15 protein-coding genes are annotated in these 18,661 nt (G+C 68.4%); 10 read left to right on the top strand and 5 right to left on the bottom strand.

The features are described 5' to 3' along the window. Positions 1 to 2: 2 nt before the first annotated feature. Positions 3 to 542, bottom strand: a complete 540-nt coding sequence (locus tag SPHPHY_RS0117450; protein WP_231370452.1) for an extensin family protein — start codon at positions 540 to 542, stop codon at positions 3 to 5. A gap of 296 nt (positions 543 to 838) precedes the next feature. On the opposite strand from SPHPHY_RS0117450, the gene SPHPHY_RS0117445 reads away from it, so the two are divergent. From SPHPHY_RS0117445 to SPHPHY_RS0117415, 5 genes are all read left to right on the top strand, one after another. Then, positions 839 to 1,993, top strand: a complete 1,155-nt coding sequence (locus SPHPHY_RS0117445; RefSeq protein WP_022687977.1) for a phosphoserine transaminase — start codon at positions 839 to 841, stop codon at positions 1,991 to 1,993. A 111-nt stretch (positions 1,994 to 2,104) separates the two neighbouring features. Further along, a complete protein-coding gene (gene serA / locus SPHPHY_RS0117440; RefSeq protein WP_028057080.1) occupies positions 2,105 to 3,682 on the top strand; it encodes a phosphoglycerate dehydrogenase in 1,578 nt (525 codons plus the stop codon). 38 nt (positions 3,683 to 3,720) lie between these two features. Next, positions 3,721 to 4,821 (top strand): ATP phosphoribosyltransferase regulatory subunit, encoded by a 1,101-nt coding sequence (locus SPHPHY_RS0117435; protein WP_022687975.1) that lies wholly within the window; start codon positions 3,721 to 3,723, stop codon positions 4,819 to 4,821. A gap of 437 nt (positions 4,822 to 5,258) precedes the next feature. Continuing rightward, a complete protein-coding gene (locus SPHPHY_RS0117420) occupies positions 5,259 to 5,852 on the top strand; it encodes a CPBP family intramembrane glutamic endopeptidase (RefSeq protein WP_156025130.1) in 594 nt (197 codons plus the stop codon). Positions 5,853 to 5,962: 110 nt separating this feature from the next. Beyond that, positions 5,963 to 7,252: an adenylosuccinate synthase gene (locus SPHPHY_RS0117415; RefSeq protein WP_022687972.1), complete on the top strand. Its 1,290-nt coding sequence runs from the start codon at positions 5,963 to 5,965 to the stop codon at positions 7,250 to 7,252. Between the two features lie 721 nt (positions 7,253 to 7,973). Here SPHPHY_RS0117415 and SPHPHY_RS0117410 read toward each other — a convergent pair. The 4 genes from SPHPHY_RS0117410 to SPHPHY_RS0117395 form a co-directional block, all read right to left on the bottom strand. After that, entirely contained in the window at positions 7,974 to 8,432 is a 459-nt protein-coding gene (locus tag SPHPHY_RS0117410; RefSeq protein WP_022687971.1) for a hypothetical protein, read from the bottom strand. A gap of 73 nt (positions 8,433 to 8,505) precedes the next feature. Then, complete coding sequence (aroC, locus tag SPHPHY_RS0117405) at positions 8,506 to 9,582, bottom strand: chorismate synthase (RefSeq protein WP_022687970.1); 1,077 nt, start codon at positions 9,580 to 9,582, stop codon at positions 8,506 to 8,508. A gap of 28 nt (positions 9,583 to 9,610) precedes the next feature. Next, positions 9,611 to 11,188 (bottom strand): cisplatin damage response ATP-dependent DNA ligase, encoded by a 1,578-nt coding sequence (locus tag SPHPHY_RS0117400; protein ID WP_022687969.1) that lies wholly within the window; start codon positions 11,186 to 11,188, stop codon positions 9,611 to 9,613. A gap of 1 nt (position 11,189) precedes the next feature. Continuing rightward, on the bottom strand, positions 11,190 to 13,271 hold the full coding sequence (locus SPHPHY_RS0117395) for an AsmA family protein (RefSeq protein ID WP_022687968.1): 2,082 nt from the start codon (positions 13,269 to 13,271) through the stop codon (positions 11,190 to 11,192). Between the two features lie 178 nt (positions 13,272 to 13,449). Here SPHPHY_RS0117395 and rpmI point away from each other — a divergent pair, with 178 nt between their 5' ends. The 5 genes from rpmI (at position 13,450) to SPHPHY_RS0117370 (ending at position 18,643) form a co-directional block, all read left to right on the top strand. After that, positions 13,450 to 13,653, top strand: coding sequence for a 50S ribosomal protein L35 (rpmI, locus tag SPHPHY_RS0117390; protein ID WP_022687967.1), 204 nt, complete (start codon positions 13,450 to 13,452; stop codon positions 13,651 to 13,653). A 20-nt stretch (positions 13,654 to 13,673) separates the two neighbouring features. Further along, a complete protein-coding gene (rplT, locus tag SPHPHY_RS0117385; protein ID WP_022687966.1) occupies positions 13,674 to 14,039 on the top strand; it encodes a 50S ribosomal protein L20 in 366 nt (121 codons plus the stop codon). Positions 14,040 to 14,204: 165 nt separating this feature from the next. Further along, positions 14,205 to 15,305 (top strand): phenylalanine--tRNA ligase subunit alpha, encoded by a 1,101-nt coding sequence (pheS, locus tag SPHPHY_RS0117380; protein ID WP_028057079.1) that lies wholly within the window; start codon positions 14,205 to 14,207, stop codon positions 15,303 to 15,305. Positions 15,306 to 15,408: 103 nt separating this feature from the next. After that, a complete protein-coding gene (gene pheT / locus SPHPHY_RS0117375; RefSeq protein WP_022687964.1) occupies positions 15,409 to 17,772 on the top strand; it encodes a phenylalanine--tRNA ligase subunit beta in 2,364 nt (787 codons plus the stop codon). Further along, on the top strand, positions 17,765 to 18,643 hold the full coding sequence (locus SPHPHY_RS0117370) for an aldose 1-epimerase family protein (RefSeq protein WP_022687963.1): 879 nt from the start codon (positions 17,765 to 17,767) through the stop codon (positions 18,641 to 18,643). The genes pheT and SPHPHY_RS0117370 overlap by 8 nt, the downstream gene beginning before the upstream one ends. Positions 18,644 to 18,661: the final 18 nt, after the last annotated feature.

Below are 18,661 nucleotides of genomic sequence, written 5' to 3'. Positions count from 1 at the left end.
GCTCAGCGGCAGAAGCGCGCGTGGTCGTCCTCGAGATGGAGGTGATCGCGGTGCACGGCGTTATAGTCGGGTGACAGCACGGTGCCGAAGCGCCGGCATGCCGATGTGTGGACGGTGCGCAGGAATCGCCGCACGTCGGGGTCGGCGGCGTTCCAGTCGCGCAGGATCGAGATCCGCCGTCCATCCTTCAGCTCGAACGCGCCGATGTCGATCGCATTGGCGATCGCATGGCCGGATCGGCGCGCGGGCCCGCTGGTGCCGACGGTGTTGCGACAGGCGTAGCTTCCCATGCTGACGATCCGTGACAGCTCGGAGCCCAGGATCTGATAGGCGGCTGGTGCCACGCCGTTGCGCGCCCAGCCCGCGAACGCGCGCGCCTGCCCGCAACGGATCGCACCGAGATTGGCCGTCGGCACCCCGATGTCGAGTAGCTTGACCGTGCCGACCAGTGCGCATCCGCCGCCGGAATCCTTGTCGGGCAACGGCTGGAAGTCGACCCCCAGTGCGCGGAGGTCCGCAAAGCAGCGATTCGTCTCGCGCACCGACGGCATCTCTACGCGCGCGCGCTGCGCCGGCGCGGTTGGCCGCTCGCTCCGTCCACACGCGGCGAGCGCCAGCAATCCCGCCGTTGTCGCAATCCCGCGTCCACCCGTCGTCCAGCCCCGCATGCCCCGGATGTGCGGCAGTCGAATGCGCGGGGCAAGCGCGCGGTGACGAAGGGAGTCGCTGGCGCGGCGGCCCGATAATCTATGTTGCCATCGCCCGGTTGCGCCGCTAGGGCCGTCGACGGGCCACGCGGTCCCAACGCCGCGCGTGCTCTCTGTGAGGAGAGTCTGAAATGACTGATTTGACTGCCGCCGACGCCACCATTGCGCCCGCGAAACCCGCCACGAAGCCGGCGCGTCCGCATTTTTCGTCCGGTCCGTGCGCCAAGCCGCCCGGCTACGATCCCGCCAAGCTGGCTATCGACGTTCTCGGGCGTTCGCATCGTTCGAAGCTGGGCAAGCAGCGCCTGCAATATTGCATCGATCTGATGCGCGAATTGCTGAATCTCCCTGACACGCACCGCATCGGCATCGTCCCCGGCTCCGATACCGGCGCGTTCGAGATGGCGATGTGGACCATGCTCGGCGCGCGCCCAGTCACCGCGCTGGCGTGGGAGAGCTTCGGCGAGGGCTGGGTGACCGATGCGGTCAAGCAGTTGAAGATCGATCCCACCGTGATCCGCGCCGATTACGGGCAGCTTCCCGACCTTCACCAGTTCGACTGGTCGAACGACGTGCTGTTCACCTGGAACGGCACGACCAGCGGCGTGCGCGTGCCGAACGGCGACTGGATCCCCGACGATCGCGCCGGGCTGAGCTTCGCCGACGCAACGTCGGGCGTGTTCGCCTACGACTTGCCATGGGACAAGATCGACGTCGCCACGTTCAGCTGGCAGAAGGTGCTGGGCGGCGAGGGCGGGCACGGTGTGCTGATCCTCGGTCCGCGCGCGGTCGAGCGGCTGGAAAGCTACACCCCGGCGTGGCCGTTGCCGAAGGTCTTCCGGCTCGTTTCGAAGGGCAAGCTTACCGAGGGCGTGTTCAAGGGCGAGACGATCAACACGCCGTCGATGCTGGCGGTCGAGGACGCGATCTGGGGGCTCGAATGGGCCAGGGGTCTCGGAGAGCGTGGGTTGATCGCGCGCTCCGACGCCAATGCCGCGGCGCTGGACCGGATCGTCGCCGAGCGGGACTGGCTCGGGCACCTCGCGGAGGACGCGGCGTCGCGTTCGAAAACCAGCGTGTGCCTGACGGTCGACGCCGACGAGGCGGTCATCAAGAAGCTGGTGTCGCTGCTGGAAGCGGAGGGCGCGGCGTTCGACATCGGCGGTTATCGCGACGCGCCGCCGGGGCTGCGCATCTGGTGCGGCGCCACCGTCGACACGGCCGATATCGAGGCGCTCGGACCGTGGCTCGACTGGGCGTATTCCACCGCGAAGGCCGCCAACTAACCCCCAATTTCACGTCATCCCAGCGAAGGCCGGGATCTCCCGTCGCACACGTCTGCGGCCCAAGATCCTGACTTTCGTCGGGATGACGAATTGCACGAGGAGCAATTCGTCATGCCCAAGGTACTGATTTCCGACAAGATGGACCCCCGCGCTGCCGAGATCTTCCGCGAACGCGGCGTCGAGGTGGACGAGATCACCGGCAAGACCCCCGACGAGCTGAAGGCGATCATCGGCGACTATGACGGCCTTGCGATCCGTAGCTCGACCAAGGTCACCAGGGACATCCTCGATCATGCCACTAACCTGAAGGTGGTCGGACGCGCCGGAATCGGCGTCGACAACGTCGACATCCCCGCCGCCTCGTCGAAGGGCGTGGTCGTGATGAACACGCCGTTCGGCAATTCGATCACCACTGCCGAGCATGCCATCGCGTTGATGTTCGCGCTCGCTCGCCAGTTGCCGGAGGCGGACGCATCGACGCAGGCCGGGAAGTGGGAGAAGAACCGCTTCATGGGGGTCGAGATGACCGCCAAGACGCTCGGGTTGATCGGTGCCGGCAACATCGGCTCGATCGTCGCGGACCGCGCGCTGGGGCTTAAGATGAAGGTCGTCGCTTACGACCCGTTCCTCACCGAGGAACGCGCGGTCGAGATGGGCGTGGCCAAGGTGACGCTCGACGAACTGCTGGCGCGCGCCGACTTCATCACGCTCCACACGCCGCTGACCGATCAGACCCGCAACATCCTGTCGTCCGAGAATCTGGCGAAGACGAAGAAGGGCGTCCGGATCGTCAATTGCGCACGCGGCGGGCTGATCGACGAGGCGGCGCTCAAGGAAGGGCTTGATTCGGGCCACATCGCCGGCGCCGCGCTCGACGTGTTCGTGACCGAGCCGGCGAAGGACAGCCCGCTGTTCGGCACGCCCAACTTCATCTCGACCCCGCACCTCGGCGCCTCGACCACCGAGGCGCAGGTCAATGTCGCGATCCAGGTCGCCGAGCAGATGGCCGATTATCTCGTGTCTGGCGGCGTGACCAACGCGCTCAACGTCCCCAGCCTGTCCGCCGAGGAAGCGCCCAAGCTGCGTCCGTACATGGGGCTGGCGGAGAAGCTCGGGTCGCTGGTCGGCCAGCTCGCCACCGGCGCGATCGATCGCGTGTCGATCCACCGCGAGGGCGCCGCGGCGGACCTCAATCCCAAGCCGGTGACCAGCGCGGTGCTGACCGGCTTCCTGCGCCAGCAGACCGACACCGTGAACATGGTCAACGCGCCGGTGCTGGCGCGCGAGCGCGGCATGGAGGTGCGCGAGATCCGCACCGAGCGTGAGGGCGATTACCACACGCTGATCCGTGTCGCGGTCCGCACCGCCGATGGCGAGCGTTCGGTGGCGGGCACGCTGTTCGGCGACAGCGCGCCGCGGCTGGTCGAACTGTTCGGGATCAAGGTCGAGGCCGATCTGACCGGCGCGATGCTCTACGTCGTCAACGAGGATGCGCCCGGCTTCATCGGCCGCATCGGCACGCTGCTGGGTGAGAAGGGCGTCAACATCGGCACCTTCCACCTCGGTCGCCGCGATACCGGCGGCGAGGCGGTGCTGCTGCTCAGCGTCGATGAGCCGGTCGATGCGGAGCTGCTCGCCGGGGTCAAGGCGCTGCCGGGCGTCAAGACCGCGATGGGCCTGTCGTTCTGATGGTTGTCAGCCCTCTGTCGGCACGGCAGAGGGCTGGCATGACCGCGCTTCTCCCCGAAGGTCTCCGCGACCGCCTGCCACCCTTCGCCGATGCCGCCGCCGCGATCGAATCGCGCGTGCTCGCTGCGATCCATGCGCACGGCTACGAGCGGGTCGATCCGCCGCTCGCCGAATTCGCGGAAGCGCTCGGTACGCGGCTGAAGGCCGGCGCGCTCCACGATGCGGTGCGCTTCGTCGATCCGGTGTCACAGCGCACGCTTGCCGTTCGCCCCGATCTGACCGCGCAGGTCGCGCGGATCGCCGCGACGCGCCTGGGGCACCACCCGCGTCCCGTCCGGCTCAGCTATGCCGGCGCGGTGCTGAAGCTGCGCGCCAGCCAGCTCTCGCCCGCACGTGAAACGCGGCAGATCGGTGCCGAGCTGTTCGGGCTCGATTCGGTCGCCGCTGCGCAGGAAGTCGTCACCGTGGCGATCGACGCGCTGGCGGCGGCGGGCATCGCGCGGCCGTCGATCGACTTCACGCTTCCGGATCTGGTCGACACGCTCGCCGCCGGCGCTTTGCCCGTCGCCGCGGGCCAGCTCGACGATCTGCGCCAGCGGCTCGATGCCAAGGATGCCGGCGCGGTCGCGGCGATCGCGCCCGATTACCTGCCGTTGATCGAAGCGGCCGGACCGTTCGACCAGGCGCTCGCTCGTCTCCGCGCATTCGATCGCGACGGCGTGCTGGCGTCACGCATCGACGGACTGGCGGCGATCGCGCATGCGCTGGGCGACCGCGTCGCGATGACGCTTGACCCAACCGAACGCCACGGATTCGAATATCAGACCTGGCTCGGCTTCTCGCTGTTCGGCGGCAGCTCCAGCGCCGAGATCGGCCGCGGCGGCACCTACGCCGTCGTCCATGAAGGCGGCGCGGAAGAAGCCGCGACCGGCTTCTCGCTCTACGCCGACCGGCTCGTCGGCGAGCAACCGGCGGGCGACCGTCGTCGGCTGTTCGTCCCGTTCGGCACCCCCGCGCGCGAAGCGGCACGGATGCGCGCCGAAGGCTGGGTCACGGTCGCCGCGCTCGACGGCGGCGACACGCCCGAGGCGCAGGTCTGCACGCACCTCTACGTCGAAGGAGAGGCACGCGCGTTGTAGACGCGCCGGCACCTCTCACCGCGCCCCCGTATGACAAGGTGGCGATCCGGCAACGCCGCCGTTTGCGCCCGACGCGCGCGACGAAAAATGCGCCGCAGCTCCTGTGGAAAGGTGGTGTTGTCATGTCGCGGAAGATTCGACACCCCGGCTTACGAACAGGTCGATCTTCCGACCAGGAAGGTCTGCACCGATTTCGTCGCCCCAACTCCCGCGTGATCTGCGACCGGCAGAAGGTCGACGGGGGCCAGACCTTCTATACCGCGGGCGCCGGCTTCCACGGCCACGACGGGGTCGTGCGCGAAAACGGGACGTCGGAAGGCCGTGCGCGCGCTTCCAGATCAACGTCGACGTAAGCTGACGCCTGGTGCCGTGGAGCGGATTCTTGCTCGATCACGTTCTGGCGAGCCTGCTGCTCTTCGGCATCCCCGCGGGCCGCGTTGCGTGAGCGCGAGCCGTCCGCCTTCGAGCCAGCGGTGTCGCGGCGTTACGCGACGACGGTCTGCGTCATTCTCATCCTGTTGGCGCTTCTTGCGCTCGACTGGCGAATAGCAGATCGCAATATCATGGCGCTGGGTCTGGCGCGCCCGATGTCGACGCCTGCCCTCACCGGCGTCGCCATCGCCGCACTCGTCCTTGTCGCATCGGCCGGGCTCACGTGGCGTTCGGCCGTGAACGGCGAGATCGACCCGCTTGATGGTATCGCGCCGCGTACGCCGGGCGAAACCCGCCTCTACGTCGCTACCGCGATCGCCGCCGGGGTGGGATGGGAGGTGCTCTACCGCGGATACCTGCTGTTCTACCTGACCCCACGTGTGGGGATGGTTGCCGGCGTGATCCTGTCCAGCATCGCCTACGCCGCGGCGCACGGTGTTCGGGACAGGCGTAAACTGGTTGCCAGCGGCGGTTCGGCGCTGGCGTTCACGCTCGGTTACGCGCTGACCGGCAATCTGTGGTGGCTAATCGTCGTGCATGTCACCTTGCCCTTGCTTCCCCTCGCGACCGCGCGGCCGCATACCGCCGGCCATGGTTGACCCGGCAGCGCGGCCCCGCTACCCGCGCCCCCGACATTCCTGAACCGCCCGCGTGCCGAGTCCTGTCGAAGGGCGCGCGGGTTCGCAGCGGCAGGCGGGGAATCGCATCCATGGCAAATGTGGCAGTCATCGGCGCGCAATGGGGCGACGAGGGCAAGGGCAAGATCGTCGACTGGCTCGCCGAGCGCGCCGACATGGTCGTCCGCTTTCAGGGCGGGCATAACGCCGGGCACACGCTGGTGGTGGGCGAGAACGTCTACAAGCTTTCGCTGCTGCCGTCGGGCATCGTGCGCGGCACCCCGTCGGTGATCGGCAACGGCGTGGTGCTCGATCCGTGGGCGTTGAAGGCGGAGATCGAGCGGCTCGGCGCGCAGGGCGTCACCGCCACGCCGGAGACGCTGCGCATCGCCGACAATTGTGCATTGATTCTGCCGTTCCACCGCGACCTCGACGGCCTGCGCGAGGATGCGAGCGGCGCGGGCAAGATCGGCACCACTCGGCGCGGCATCGGCCCGGCGTATGAAGACAAGGTCGGCCGCCGCGCGATCCGCGTCTGCGATCTTGCGCATCTGGACGACCTCGGCCCGCAGCTCGATCGCCTTACCGCGCACCACGACGCGCTGCGCGCCGGCTTCGGCGAGCCGCCGATCGATCGCGCGGCGCTGGTCGCCGAACTGCGCGAGATCGCCGGCTTCGTGCTGCAATTCGCGCGCCCGGTATGGCGTGACCTCAACGTCGCCAAGGAAGCCGGCAAGCGCATCCTGTTCGAGGGCGCGCAAGGCGTACTGCTCGATATCGATCACGGCACTTATCCGTTCGTCACCTCTTCGAACACGATCGCGGGCAGCGCCGCGGGTGGCTCCGGGCTCGGGCCGGCGGCGGTCGGCTTCGTGCTCGGGATCGCGAAGGCGTACACCACGCGCGTCGGTTCCGGGCCGTTCCCGACCGAGCTGGACGATGCCACCGGCGAACGGCTGGGCGTGCGCGGACATGAATTCGGCACGGTGACCGGGCGCAAGCGCCGCTGCGGCTGGTTCGACGCCGTGTTGGTGCGGCAATCGGCGGCGGTCGGCGGGATCACTGGCATCGCGCTGACCAAGATCGACGTGCTCGACGGCTTCGAGGAGGTGCGGATCTGCACCGGCTATCGCCTGCGCGGGCAGGTTATCGATTACTATCCGGCGCATGCCGCCGACCAGGCATTGGTCGAGCCGGTATACGAGACGGTGGAGGGGTGGCAGGAAACGACTGCCGGCGCGCGCAGCTGGGCTGAGCTTCCGGCGCAGGCGATCAAGTACATCCGCCGCATCGAGGAACTGATCCGCTGCCCGGTGGCGCTGGTCTCGACCAGCCCAGAACGCGCCGACACGATCCTGGTCCGCGATCCCTTTGCGGACTGACGCGCTGGGCTGCGCGGGCGGCGCTGCAGGTGTGATGATTCGATCGCGATGCAGCGCGGCCCGCCACCTCGCTACGCCGGGCTGATGCCTGTGCACTGGGTGGACTCGACAGTTGACGCTTGGCGGCGGCCGGCTGTTCGCCAATGACGATTATGCATCTGTTCGGGCGAACTGCGGCACCGCGCTCGGGCCGATTTGCTCCGTCCACCCGTTATTGCGAACCGAAGGGAGCAATCGAGCGTTTCGCATGAAGCTCTGGCTCGCTTCGCTACGCTCGCAACGACGGCGCTGCGCCGGGAAACCGACTACATGTCTCTCCGCCGTAAACACGTCGATGCCGACGGCGTGTTCATCGGCAATGCCAAGGCAGATCCCCGACACGATCAGGAAGCGAGCTCCACGCTGATGGATGGAACACCGTTTGCCCGCGGGCGGAACGAGCGGCGAACCTGGGCGGTCCGTGCAAGAGCGACCGCGATCTCACGGGAGCTGACGTAACCGGCACGCCGCGCATAGCGAAACAGCCGGCGGATCGCGCACGCTTTCTGCGCAGCGGCGACCGATGAAGCGCCTCCGCTCCGCTAGACTGGCAAGTCACTGCCCGCCCATCCATCGCATACGCGTCAAACGCGACGGACGCCGCACTTCCGGTAAGAAATGCGGCGTCCATCACTTTATCCGGGACACGGCAGCGCTGTCACCCGCACTGCGCGTCGTCAGCTCAGCGCTGCGGTCCCGGCTGCATCGTCGTGCCGGCCGCACCGTCCTGCGGCAGCTGTCCCGGCGGCGTGTTGGTCGCCTCGGTCGGCTGGCCTTGCGCCGGCTGGCCCAGCGTCGTGCGCGAATTGGTCACTGCATCCGGCCCGGTCGTCGTGGTGCTGCGGTCGCGCGTCTTGCGCGAACTACGCGTCGTCGACTGACGGTCGGTCTGCGCATTCGGCGTCGTGGTGGTCTGCGGCGACGTGGTCATCGGGTCCATCGTCGTGCCGCCGGTCTGGCCGGTCTGGCCCATGGTGCCGCCGGGCTGGCCCATCGTGCCACCCATCGTTCCGCCCATGGTGCCACCGGCTCCACCGCCGGTGCCGCCACCCATCGTACCGCCGGCGCCGCCGGAGGTCTGTGCCATGGCGGCGGCAGGAAGCAGCAGTGCAGCGGCCGTGATCGCGATATAGGAACGCATCGAACCTCTCCTTATGGAATGGTCCGTCAACGAAGCGCGGTGAGCGTCGTTCCTGACTAAATGGTTCACCTAGTTAAATGCTGCCACATTGGGCGCGATGAAGCAACGCCTGATCGGCCAGTACCAGCGCGACCATCGCTTCGACCACCGGCACGCCGCGGATGCCGACGCACGGATCGTGACGACCCTTCGTCATCACCTCGGTCGCGGCGCCATCACGCGTGATGCTGGCGACCGGGATCAGGATCGAGCTGGTCGGCTTGAACGCCACGCGCACGCGGATCGGCTGCCCGGTGGCGATCCCGCCGGCGATCCCGCCGGCATGGTTGGCAAGGAAATCGGGCGTGCCGTCGGCGCCGGGACGCATCGGGTCGGCATTCTGCTCGCCCGATAGCGCTGCGGCCGCGAAGCCGTCACCGATCTCGACGCCCTTCACCGCATTGATCGACATGCAAGCCGCGGCCAGTTCGCTGTCCAGCTTGGCATAAAGAGGTGCGCCCCAGCCGGCCGGCACGCCGGTCGCCTCGCACGCGATCACCGCGCCCAGCGACGACCCCGCCTTGCGCGCGGCGTCCATTGTTTCCTCCCAGCGCGCCGCGGCGGCGGCGTCGGGGCAGAAGAACGGGTTCAGGTCGATCTGCGCATCGTCGAACGCGGCGGGGTTGATCGCGTCGCCGCCGATCGCCTCCACCCACGCGCGGACGCGCACGCCAGGGATCGTCATCCGCGCCACCGCACCCGCCGCGACCCGCGCCGCCGTCTCGCGCGCCGACGAGCGCCCACCGCCACGATAGTCGCGAAACCCGTATTTCGCGTCATAGGCGTAATCGGCGTGGCCGGGGCGGTACGCCTGCGCGATGTCGGAATAATCCTTCGAACGCTGGTCGACGTTCTCGATCATCAGGCTGATCGGCGTGCCGGTCGTCCGGCCCTCGAACACGCCGGACAGGATGCGGACCTGGTCGGGTTCGCGGCGCTGCGTGGTGAAACGCGACTGGCCGGGCCGACGACGGTCGAGCCACGGCTGGATATCGTCCTCGCTCAAGGCGATACCCGGCGGGCACCCGTCCACCACTGCGCCCAGCGCCGGGCCGTGGCTCTCGCCCCAGGTGGTGAAACGGAAGACGCGGCCGAAGGTGTTGAAGCTCATGGGCGTGCGCTTTGCCAGAAGCGGCGCGCTACGTCACCAGCCGCCGCAGCGCCGCGAGCGTGTCGGCCTCCGCGGCCGGCTTGTCGGTACGGATGCGCGCGATTCGCGGGAAACGCATTGCCAGGCCCGATTTGTGACGCTTCGATTCATGGATGGAATCGAACGCGATCTCCAGCACCATCGTCTTTTCCACCTCGCGCACCGGCCCGAAGCGGTTCAGCGTATGCTGGCGCACGAAGCGGTCGAGCTGCGCGATCTCCTGGTCGGTGATCCCCTGATAGGCCTTGCCGACCGGCAGCAGCTCGCCGTCGTCGGTCCAGCATCCGAAGGTATAGTCGCTGTACCAGCTCGACCGTCGCCCGTTGCCGCGCTGTGCGTACATCATCACGCAATCGGCGGTCAGCGGATCGCGCTTCCATTTGTACCAGAGCCCGGCGCGCCGCCCCCCGACATACGGCGAATCGCGGCGCTTGAGCATCATCCCTTCGATCGCCGCGTCGCGGGCACCGGCGCGGATGCCTTCCAACGCGGTAAAGTCCTCCGCCTCGACGACGCGGCTGAGATCGAAACGCTCGGCATCGAGGTGCGCGGAGAACGCCTCCAGCCGCGCCCGCCGCGCGGTCCACGGCAGCGTGCGCAGATCCTCGTCGCCGTCGAACAAGATATCGTAGAGGCGGACGAAGGCCGGCGCCTCCGCCAGCATCTTCGCCGACACCACCTTGCGCCCCAACCGCTGCTGCAACGCATTGAAGCTGCCCGCTTCCCCGCCTTGAAAATCGCCGCGCACCATCAACTCGCCGTCGACGACGCCGGGCGTGGCGAACGCCGTCGCGACATCGGGGAAGGCGCGGGTCACGTCATCGCCGGTGCGGCTGTACAGCCGCGTCTCACCCGCGACATGGACGATCTGGACGCGGATGCCGTCCCACTTCCATTCCGCGGCATAGTCCTTCAGGTTGACGCGCAGATCCTCCAGCGGGTGCGCGAGCATGAACGGACGGAACACCGGCACGTCGGCGGCGGTCGGCTGCACGCCGGTACCTTCCGCCCAGGCGAACAGCGTGGGGTAGGGCGGCTCCAGCCCGTGCCACACCTCCTCCACGGCCTCGACGTCCAGCTCGAACGCATCGGCGAGCGCCTGCTTGGCGAGCCGCGACGACACGCCGACGCGCAGGCCGCCGGTCGCCATCTTCAGCAAGGCGAACCGCTCCTCGGCGTCGAGCCGGTCGAGCATCGTCGCGAGTGCCGCTGGCGCATCGGACCGCGAGAGGTGTGCCAGCCGGTCGACCGCCATCCCGACGGTCAGCGGCGTTACATCTGCGGGAGGCGCGTCCGGCTCGGGCCAGAGCAGCGCCACCGTCTCGGCAGTGTCGCCGACATAGTCGCGGCTCATCCGGAACAGCACCGGATCGACCCGCGACTCGACCAACGCTCGGATCACCGCCGGCTTGACGCCCGGCAGGTCCATCTCGCCGGTCAACGCCGCCATTGCCCAACCGCGATCCGGGTCGGGCGTGCTGCGCAGATAATCGCCGATCAGCTTCAGCTTGGCATTGCGCGACCGCGTGTAGATCAACGCGTCGAGAAGGGCGGCGAACGCGCGCATCTCAGAAGATGCCGAGGAACTTCTTGCGCGGCTTGTCGGCGCCTTTGTCGGTCGTGCCGTTCCCGACGTCGGTGCGTGGCTTGCCGCTCTTGTCGCGTTGCGCCGCGGCGTTCTTGCCGGCGAGGATCGGACCGCATTGCGCCGCTTTCGCATCGCCCGGATCGACGAAGGCGAGCAGTGCCGCGACCGGCGTGGCGACCACCGCCAGCCCCAGCCCGACCCCGGCGCGCGCCACCAGTTGCGGCGAGATCACGTTGAGGGACGGCGCCGCGAAATAGCCTCCGACCCCGACCGGCGATTGCCCGGAAAACAGGCTGAACTTCTTGGCATCGGCGCGGAATGCTAGGTCGAGCGCCTCGGTCCGGAAGCTGAACCCGCCGCGCCCCAGGATCACGTTCTTCTGCGTGTCGAACAGGATCGGATCGGTCGCCGCGATCCCGTCGCGCACGGTAAAGGCAACGAGCCCGCAGTTGAGCCGCACCGGCTCCTTCAGTTCCTGCTCGAACATCTTCTGGATGAACACGCCAAGGTCGATCTCGGCAAGCTGGACGTTGCGCGTCCACATGCTTCCGGACGGGATGACGAACGCGATCCGCCCACTCGACGACGCCAGCGAATCGTGGATCGTGTCACCACGCCCCTTCAACTGGATGCGCCCGCGAACGGTGCCGGTCGTGCCCGCTTCGGCCACCCCATAGCCCGCCAGCAGCCGCCCGAGCGGCGTCGGCGCAAGCCGGATGTCGTAACTGACCGCGCTCGGCCGTTGGCGCGTATCGAAGATCGTGTCCGCGGCGACGTTGCCGCGCGCCATCGACATCGTCAGCGGCGACAGCGCCAGACGTCCGTGGTCAAGGTCGAGCACCATGTCGATCTCGGCGATCGGCAGCCGCTTCGAGCGGACGCGGTCGATATGCCATTTCAGGTCGGCATCGAAACGCTGCATCGTCGCCACCGGGAGCGCGGCCTCCGGCATGATCCGCGCCGGTGCGGCACCCGTGGCGGCCGCGGCCGCTATCGCGCCTTTCTCCGCGACGATATCGGGGTTGTAGCCGATGAACGGCGCGGCATCGACGATGTCCAGCTGGCGCGTGGTCAGCTGCGAATCGAGATGCAGCCGTTCCTTGTTGCTGATCGTCAGCCGCCCCGCGACGTCGCTGGCGCCGAACGTGCCGCGCAGTCGCGTGAAGCGGTAATCGGGGCCGTCCTGCACCAGCTGCGCATGAAGATCGTAGCGACGGGTGTTGGGGATCGCGACGCCAATCACCTCCAGCAACGTCGCCAGATTCCGCCCGCGCGCGCGCACGGCGAGCGGCACGTCCTCGAACGCGGCGATGCTCGGGAGCGTGCCGGCGACGTCAAGAACATTGCCCGCGGCGCGCGCGCGCAGGACCAGCTCGTTCTTGCCGCGCGCAACCGTCGCATCGGGCGACAGCAGCCGCGCCACGACCGAGAAGGGCGTGGCGCGCAACTGGCCGCCGCCGCTCAGCCCGACCGCCTGCCCGATGCGTGCGTCCGTCGAACGGATCGTGTCGAGCTTGACGTCGGCCAGCAGCCGCAGACGCGGGTCGAGATAGCGCACCTGCGTCCCGACCACAGTCGCACGGTCGATTCGCGGCAGGTCCAGCGGCTTGCCGCCCTTGCCGTCGCCGAACGTCCAGCTGTTATGGTCGTGCGCACGGTTCCATTCCAGGTCGACGGCGCCGTCGGTCAGGTCCAGCCAGTAAAGCCGCCGTTTTCCGAACACCAGCGACAGCGGCGCGATGCGGGTGTCGATCCGCGCGGCGGTGAACAGGTTCGGGCGGGTCGCCCACGCCGGGTTGGCGATCGCCAGCCGCTCGGCGTAGAACTTGATCCTGAACGGTGCGAAATACAGCTGGAAATCGCCGCCGACTGTCACGTGACGATGGGTCAGTCCGCCGACGATGTTTTCGAACGGGCGCTTCAGGAAGCGGCCCTTCGTGATGAACAGCACCAGCCAGATCGCGGCCAGCCCGGCGAGCACGCCGATCGCGATGCGGCGCGCGATCCGCCACCTGCGCCGGGTGCGGCGGGAAGTGGTCGGCGCGGGCGCGGTCGTTTCCATCGCGGTACAATCGCGGGGTGGTCGTGTCGGTTCCCGGCGTTGCATTTCGCCGGCATTGCATTTCGAAGGCACCGCGGCTATGCGGCCCGCTTCCCGAGCGATCGGCGGATACGGACGGCCCGGCCATCGAGGGCTGCCGCGGCCGTCTCAGTCGAATCGCGTAGCCGAAAGGATGAAAATGCCCAAGCTCAAGACCAAGAGTGGCGTGAAGAAGCGCTTCAAGATAACGGCCACCGGCCTTCTGAAGCACGGCGTCGCCGGCAAGCGCCACCGCCTGTTGCATCACACCGGCAAGTACATCCGCCAGAACCGCGGCACCAAGGTGCTGTCGAAGGCCGACACCGCAGCGGTGAAGGCCTGGGCACCGTACGGCCTTAGCTGAGCGACGAGGAGGAATAGCATATGGCACGCGTCAAGCGGGGCGTAACCACTCGCGCCAAGCACAAGAACATCCTGGAACAGGCCAAGGGCTATCGCGGTCGTCGTAAGAACACGATCCGCGTCGCCCGTCAGGCGGTCGAGAAGGCCGGCCAGTACGCCTATCGCGATCGCAAGGTGAAGAAGCGCACCTTCCGCGGTCTGTGGATCCAGCGCATCAACGCCGGTGTCCGCGCGGAGGGTCTGACCTATTCGCAGTTCATGCACGGCCTGAAGCTGGCGGGCGTTGAACTGGACCGGAAGGTCCTGGCCGACATCGCGATGCACGAAGGTGAGGCGTTCAGCGCCATCATCGCGCAGGCGAAGGCGGCTCTTCCGCAGGCCGCCTGAGGCGACCTGACGCGAGAACGGAATGCGGGGCGCCGGTGGCAACACCGGCGCCCTTCTTCGTTACGGCCGCTCGTCGTTTGCGGGTATCCCGACGCGGAGCGATGGACGCGGGGCTGGACTTGAGCACGAGTCTGCGCTTGGACGGCAGGCATGACGGATGAGACGATGACCGACACCGACGACCTCAAGACCCACCTGCTCGTCGCGATCGAGGCATCCGCCTCGCTCGACGCGCTCGAGGCGGTGCGCGTCGATGCACTCGGCAAGCAGGGCCGGGTGACGCAGCTGCTGAAGACGATGGGCACCTTGTCACCGGAGGAGCGACAGGCGCGCGGCCCGGCGATCCACGGGCTTCGCGAGGCGGTGACCGGCGCGATTGCGGCGCGCAAGGCGCATCTGGAGCAGGTCGCGCTCGATGCGCAACTGGCCAGCGAGGCGCTCGACATGACGCTGCCCGCGGACGCGCCGCTCGCCGGGACGATCCATCCCGTCAGCCAGGTGATGGACGAACTGGCGGAGATCTTCGCCGATCTCGGCTTTGCGGTGGCCAGCGGCCCGGAGATGGAGACCGACTGGCACAATTTCGGCGCGCTCAATATCCCGGAGACGCATCCGGCGCGCGCGATGCACGATACCTTCTATCTGGCCGGCCGGGAGGACAGCGACCCGAACGATCGCGAGACCCCGCGCGTATTGCGCACGCACACCTCGCCGGTCCAGATTCGCACCATGCTGGCGAACAAGCCACCGATCCGCATCATCGCGCCGGGGCGTACCTATCGCTCCGACAGCGACGCGACACACACGCCGATGTTCCATCAGGTCGAAGGACTGGTGATCGACAAGGGCATCACGCTCGGCCACTTGAAGTGGACGCTGGAGACGTTCCTGAAGGCGTTCTTCGAGCGCGACGACATCGTCCTGCGGCTTCGCCCGAGCTACTTCCCGTTCACAGAGCCGTCCGCCGAAGTCGACGTCGGCTATTCGATCGTGAAGGGCAAGCGCGTGATCGGCGGCTCGGAAGGATGGATGGAGGTGCTGGGCAGCGGCATGGTCCACCCGCGGGTGATCGCGGCGTGCGGGCTCGATCCCGAAGAGTGGCAGGGCTTTGCGTTCGGCTGCGGGATCGACCGGCTGGCGATGCTGAAATACGGGATGGACGATCTGCGTCCGTTCTTCGACGGCGATATCCGCTGGCTGAAGCATTACGGGTTCAGCGCGCTCGACGTGCCGACGCTGTCGGGCGGCGTGGGCATGCCGGCCTGAACCACGTGCGTCACCCCGGCGCATGCCGGGGTCTCCCGCGGGGGGACGTTCCGCCCGCTCCAGAAAGGCCCCGGCTTCGGCCGGGGGGACGGAAGCAAGAACAATGAAATTCACCCTTTCCTGGCTCAAGGACCATCTTAACACGGACGCGTCGCTCGACGCGATCCTGGTCGCGCTCACCAACATCGGGCTGGAGGTGGAAGGCGTCACCGATCCCGCCGCGAAGCTCGACGGCTTCACCGTCGCACGCGTCCTCACCGCCGGGCGCCACCCGCAAGCGGACAAGCTGCAGGTGCTGTCGGTCGATGCCGGCGACGGACCGTTGCAGGTGGTGTGCGGCGCGCCGAACGCGCGCGCGGGACTGGTCGGCGTGTTCGGCAGGCCCGGTGCGGCGGTCCCCGCCAATGGCATGGTGCTGAAGGTCGCGGCGATCCGCGGCGTCGAATCGAACGGCATGATGTGTTCGACCCGCGAGCTGGAGCTGGGCGAGGATCATGACGGGATCATCGAACTGCCCGCCGATGCGCCGATCGGCACCGCCTTCGCCGATTATGCCGGGCTCGGCGATCCGGTGATCGACGTCAGCATCACGCCGAACCGGCAGGATTGCATGAGCGTCCGCGGTATCGCGCGCGATCTGGCGGCTGCCGGGCTGGGAACGCTGGTCGAGCTGACCGTGCCGGATCCGGCGGGCGAAGGCCCTGGTCCCGACGTGCGGATCGAGGATGCGGCGGGCTGCCCGGCGTTCTTCGCGCAGGGCGTCGCGGGGCTGGCGAACGGCGCTGCACCGGAGTGGATGGCCAAGCGGCTGCGCGCGATCGGGCAGAAGCCGATTTCGGCGCTCGTCGACATCACCAACTACCTGACGGTCGATCTCGGCCGCCCGCTGCACGTGTACGACAAGGCGAAGCTGTCCGGTGGGCTGGTCGCGCGCCGCGCGGAAGCGGGCGAATCGGTCGCGGCGCTCAACGGCAAGACCTACACGCTCGCCGCAGGGATGACGGTCATCGCCGACGATGTCGCGGTCCACGATATCGGCGGTATCATGGGTGGCGCGCATTCGGGCGTATCGGATGCGACCACCGACGTAGTGATCGAATGCGCGTATTTCGCACCGGAGGCGATCGCGCGCACCGGCCAGCAACTCGCGCTGACCAGCGATGCACGCCAGCGGTTCGAGCGCGGCGTCGATCCGGCGTTCCTCGACGACGGGCTCGCGATCGCGACCGCGCTGGTGCTGCAATATTGCGGCGGCACCGCCAGCGGCGTGACCCGCGCCGGCGAACCGCCGCTGGGCACGCGCTCCTACGCTTATGACCCGGCACGCGCCGAGACGCTCGGCGGCCTCGCGGTCGCGCCGGATCGGCAGCGCGCGATCCTCGAATCGCTCGGCTTCGCGGTCGACGACGCGTGGAACGTCACGCCCCCGACGTGGCGGCGCGATATCGACGGCACCGCCGATCTGGTCGAGGAAGTGATCCGGATCGAGGGCATCGACAAGGTCGCGCCAGTGGCGCTGCCGCGCATCCCCGGCGTCGCGCGCCCGACCGCCACGCCGGAACAACGGATCGAGCGCCGTGCGCGCCGCGCCGCCGCTGCGCGCGGTCTCGACGAGGCGGTCACGTGGAGCTTCCTCAGCGAGAAGCAGGTCGCGCCGTTCGGCGACGCGCCGTGGCGGCTGGCGAACCCGATCAGCGAGGAGCTGAAGGTGATGCGCCCGTCGCTGCTGCCCGGGCTGCTGTCCGCGGCCGAGCGCAACCTGCGACAGGGCGCGGAGAGCGTGCGGCTGTTCGAGATCGGGCGCCGCTACCTGGCGGAGGGCGAGCGTGCGACGCTGGGCGCCGTGCTGGCGGGCGACCGCCGCGCACGCGGCTGGCGGGAGGGCAAGGCAGCGGCGTTCGACGCCTATGACGCCAAGGCCGAGGCGCTGGCGCTGCTCGCCGCCGCCGGCGCGCCGGTCGACAATCTGCAGGTGATGGGCGAGGCGGGCGCGGCCTTCCACCCCGGTCGTTCGGGCACGCTGCGGCTGGGGCCGAAGACGGTGCTGGCGGCGTTCGGCGCGGTGCACCCGGCGGTCCTGAAGGCGTTCGACCTGGCCGGTCAGGTCGCGGCGGTCGAACTGTACCTGGACGCCATCCCCGCCCGGCGCGGCACAGGCTTCATGCGCCCCGCCTACGCGCCGCCGGCGCTCCAGCCGGTGCGGCGTGATTTCGCGTTCCTCGTGCCCACCGACGTTTCGGCGGATGCGCTGGCCCGGGCGGTCAAGGGCGCGGACAAGGCGACGATCGTGCGTGCGCGCGTCTTCGACGTCTTCACCGGCACGGGAGTGGCGGAGAATCACAAATCGGTCGCGGTCGAGGTGGTGCTGCAACCCACGGAGAAGAGCTTCACCGACGCCGACCTGAAGACGATCGCCGACAAGGTGGTGGCCGCCGCCGCCAAGCAGGGAGCAACATTGCGTGGCTGACGACTGGATCCGCATCTCGAACGGCACGCTGAGCGCCGCGATCAACCCGCTTGGCGCCGAGCTCTCGTCGTTGAGCGACGCGCAGGGCCGCGAGTTGATGACCGACGCCGATCCGCGCTTCTGGACCGGGCGCGCGCCGTTGCTGTTCCCCGTGGTCGGCATGACCGCCAGCGGCACGATCCGCGTCGACGGGCAAGCCTATCCGATCGCCAAGCACGGCTTCGCGCGGCGCAGCGTCTTCTCCGTAATCGAGGCTGGTGCCACGCGCGCGGTATTCGCGTTGACCGACGATCAGGCGACGCGCGCCGCCTATCCGTTCGCCTTCCGGCTGGAGGTGGCGTTCGAACTCCACGACGCCACGCTCGCCATCGACGTGACGGTGTGCAACCCGGCCGATGAGCCGTTGCCCGCCAGCTTCGGGTTCCACCCCGCCTTCGCCTGGCCGCTTCCCTATGGTCAGGACCGCGCCGCGCATCGCATCGCGTTCGAGAAGGACGAGCCCGGTGCGCTGAAGGTGATCGCCGCCGACGGAACGATCACCGCGCAGGACCGGGCGTCGCCGCTCGACGGGCGCGTGCTGCATCTCGCGGACCAGCTCTTCAGCGACGATGCTTTGGTGTGGTCGCCGGTCGAATCGTCGTCGGTCCGCTATGGCGTCGAGGGCGCGCCGCAGCTCGATATCGCCTTCCCCGACACCCCGAAGCTCGGGATCTGGACCAAGCCCGGTGCCGCCTATGTCTGCGTCGAGCCATGGCACGGCATCGCCGATCCTGAAGGCTTCGAGGGCGAGTATCGCGACAAGCCCGGCGTGTTCGAGGTGCCCGCAAAGGGTGAGAAGCAAATCGCGCTCCGTATCTCGCTGGTCGATTGAGCAAGAAGGCCATTCCCT

It is taken from the genome of Sphingomonas phyllosphaerae 5.2, assembly GCF_000419605.1.
GTDB classification, from domain to species: Bacteria; Pseudomonadota; Alphaproteobacteria; order Sphingomonadales; family Sphingomonadaceae; genus Sphingomonas; species Sphingomonas phyllosphaerae_B.
Note: the sequence above shows the minus strand (reverse complement) of the source record. Positions and strands in the feature narration are given on the sequence as shown.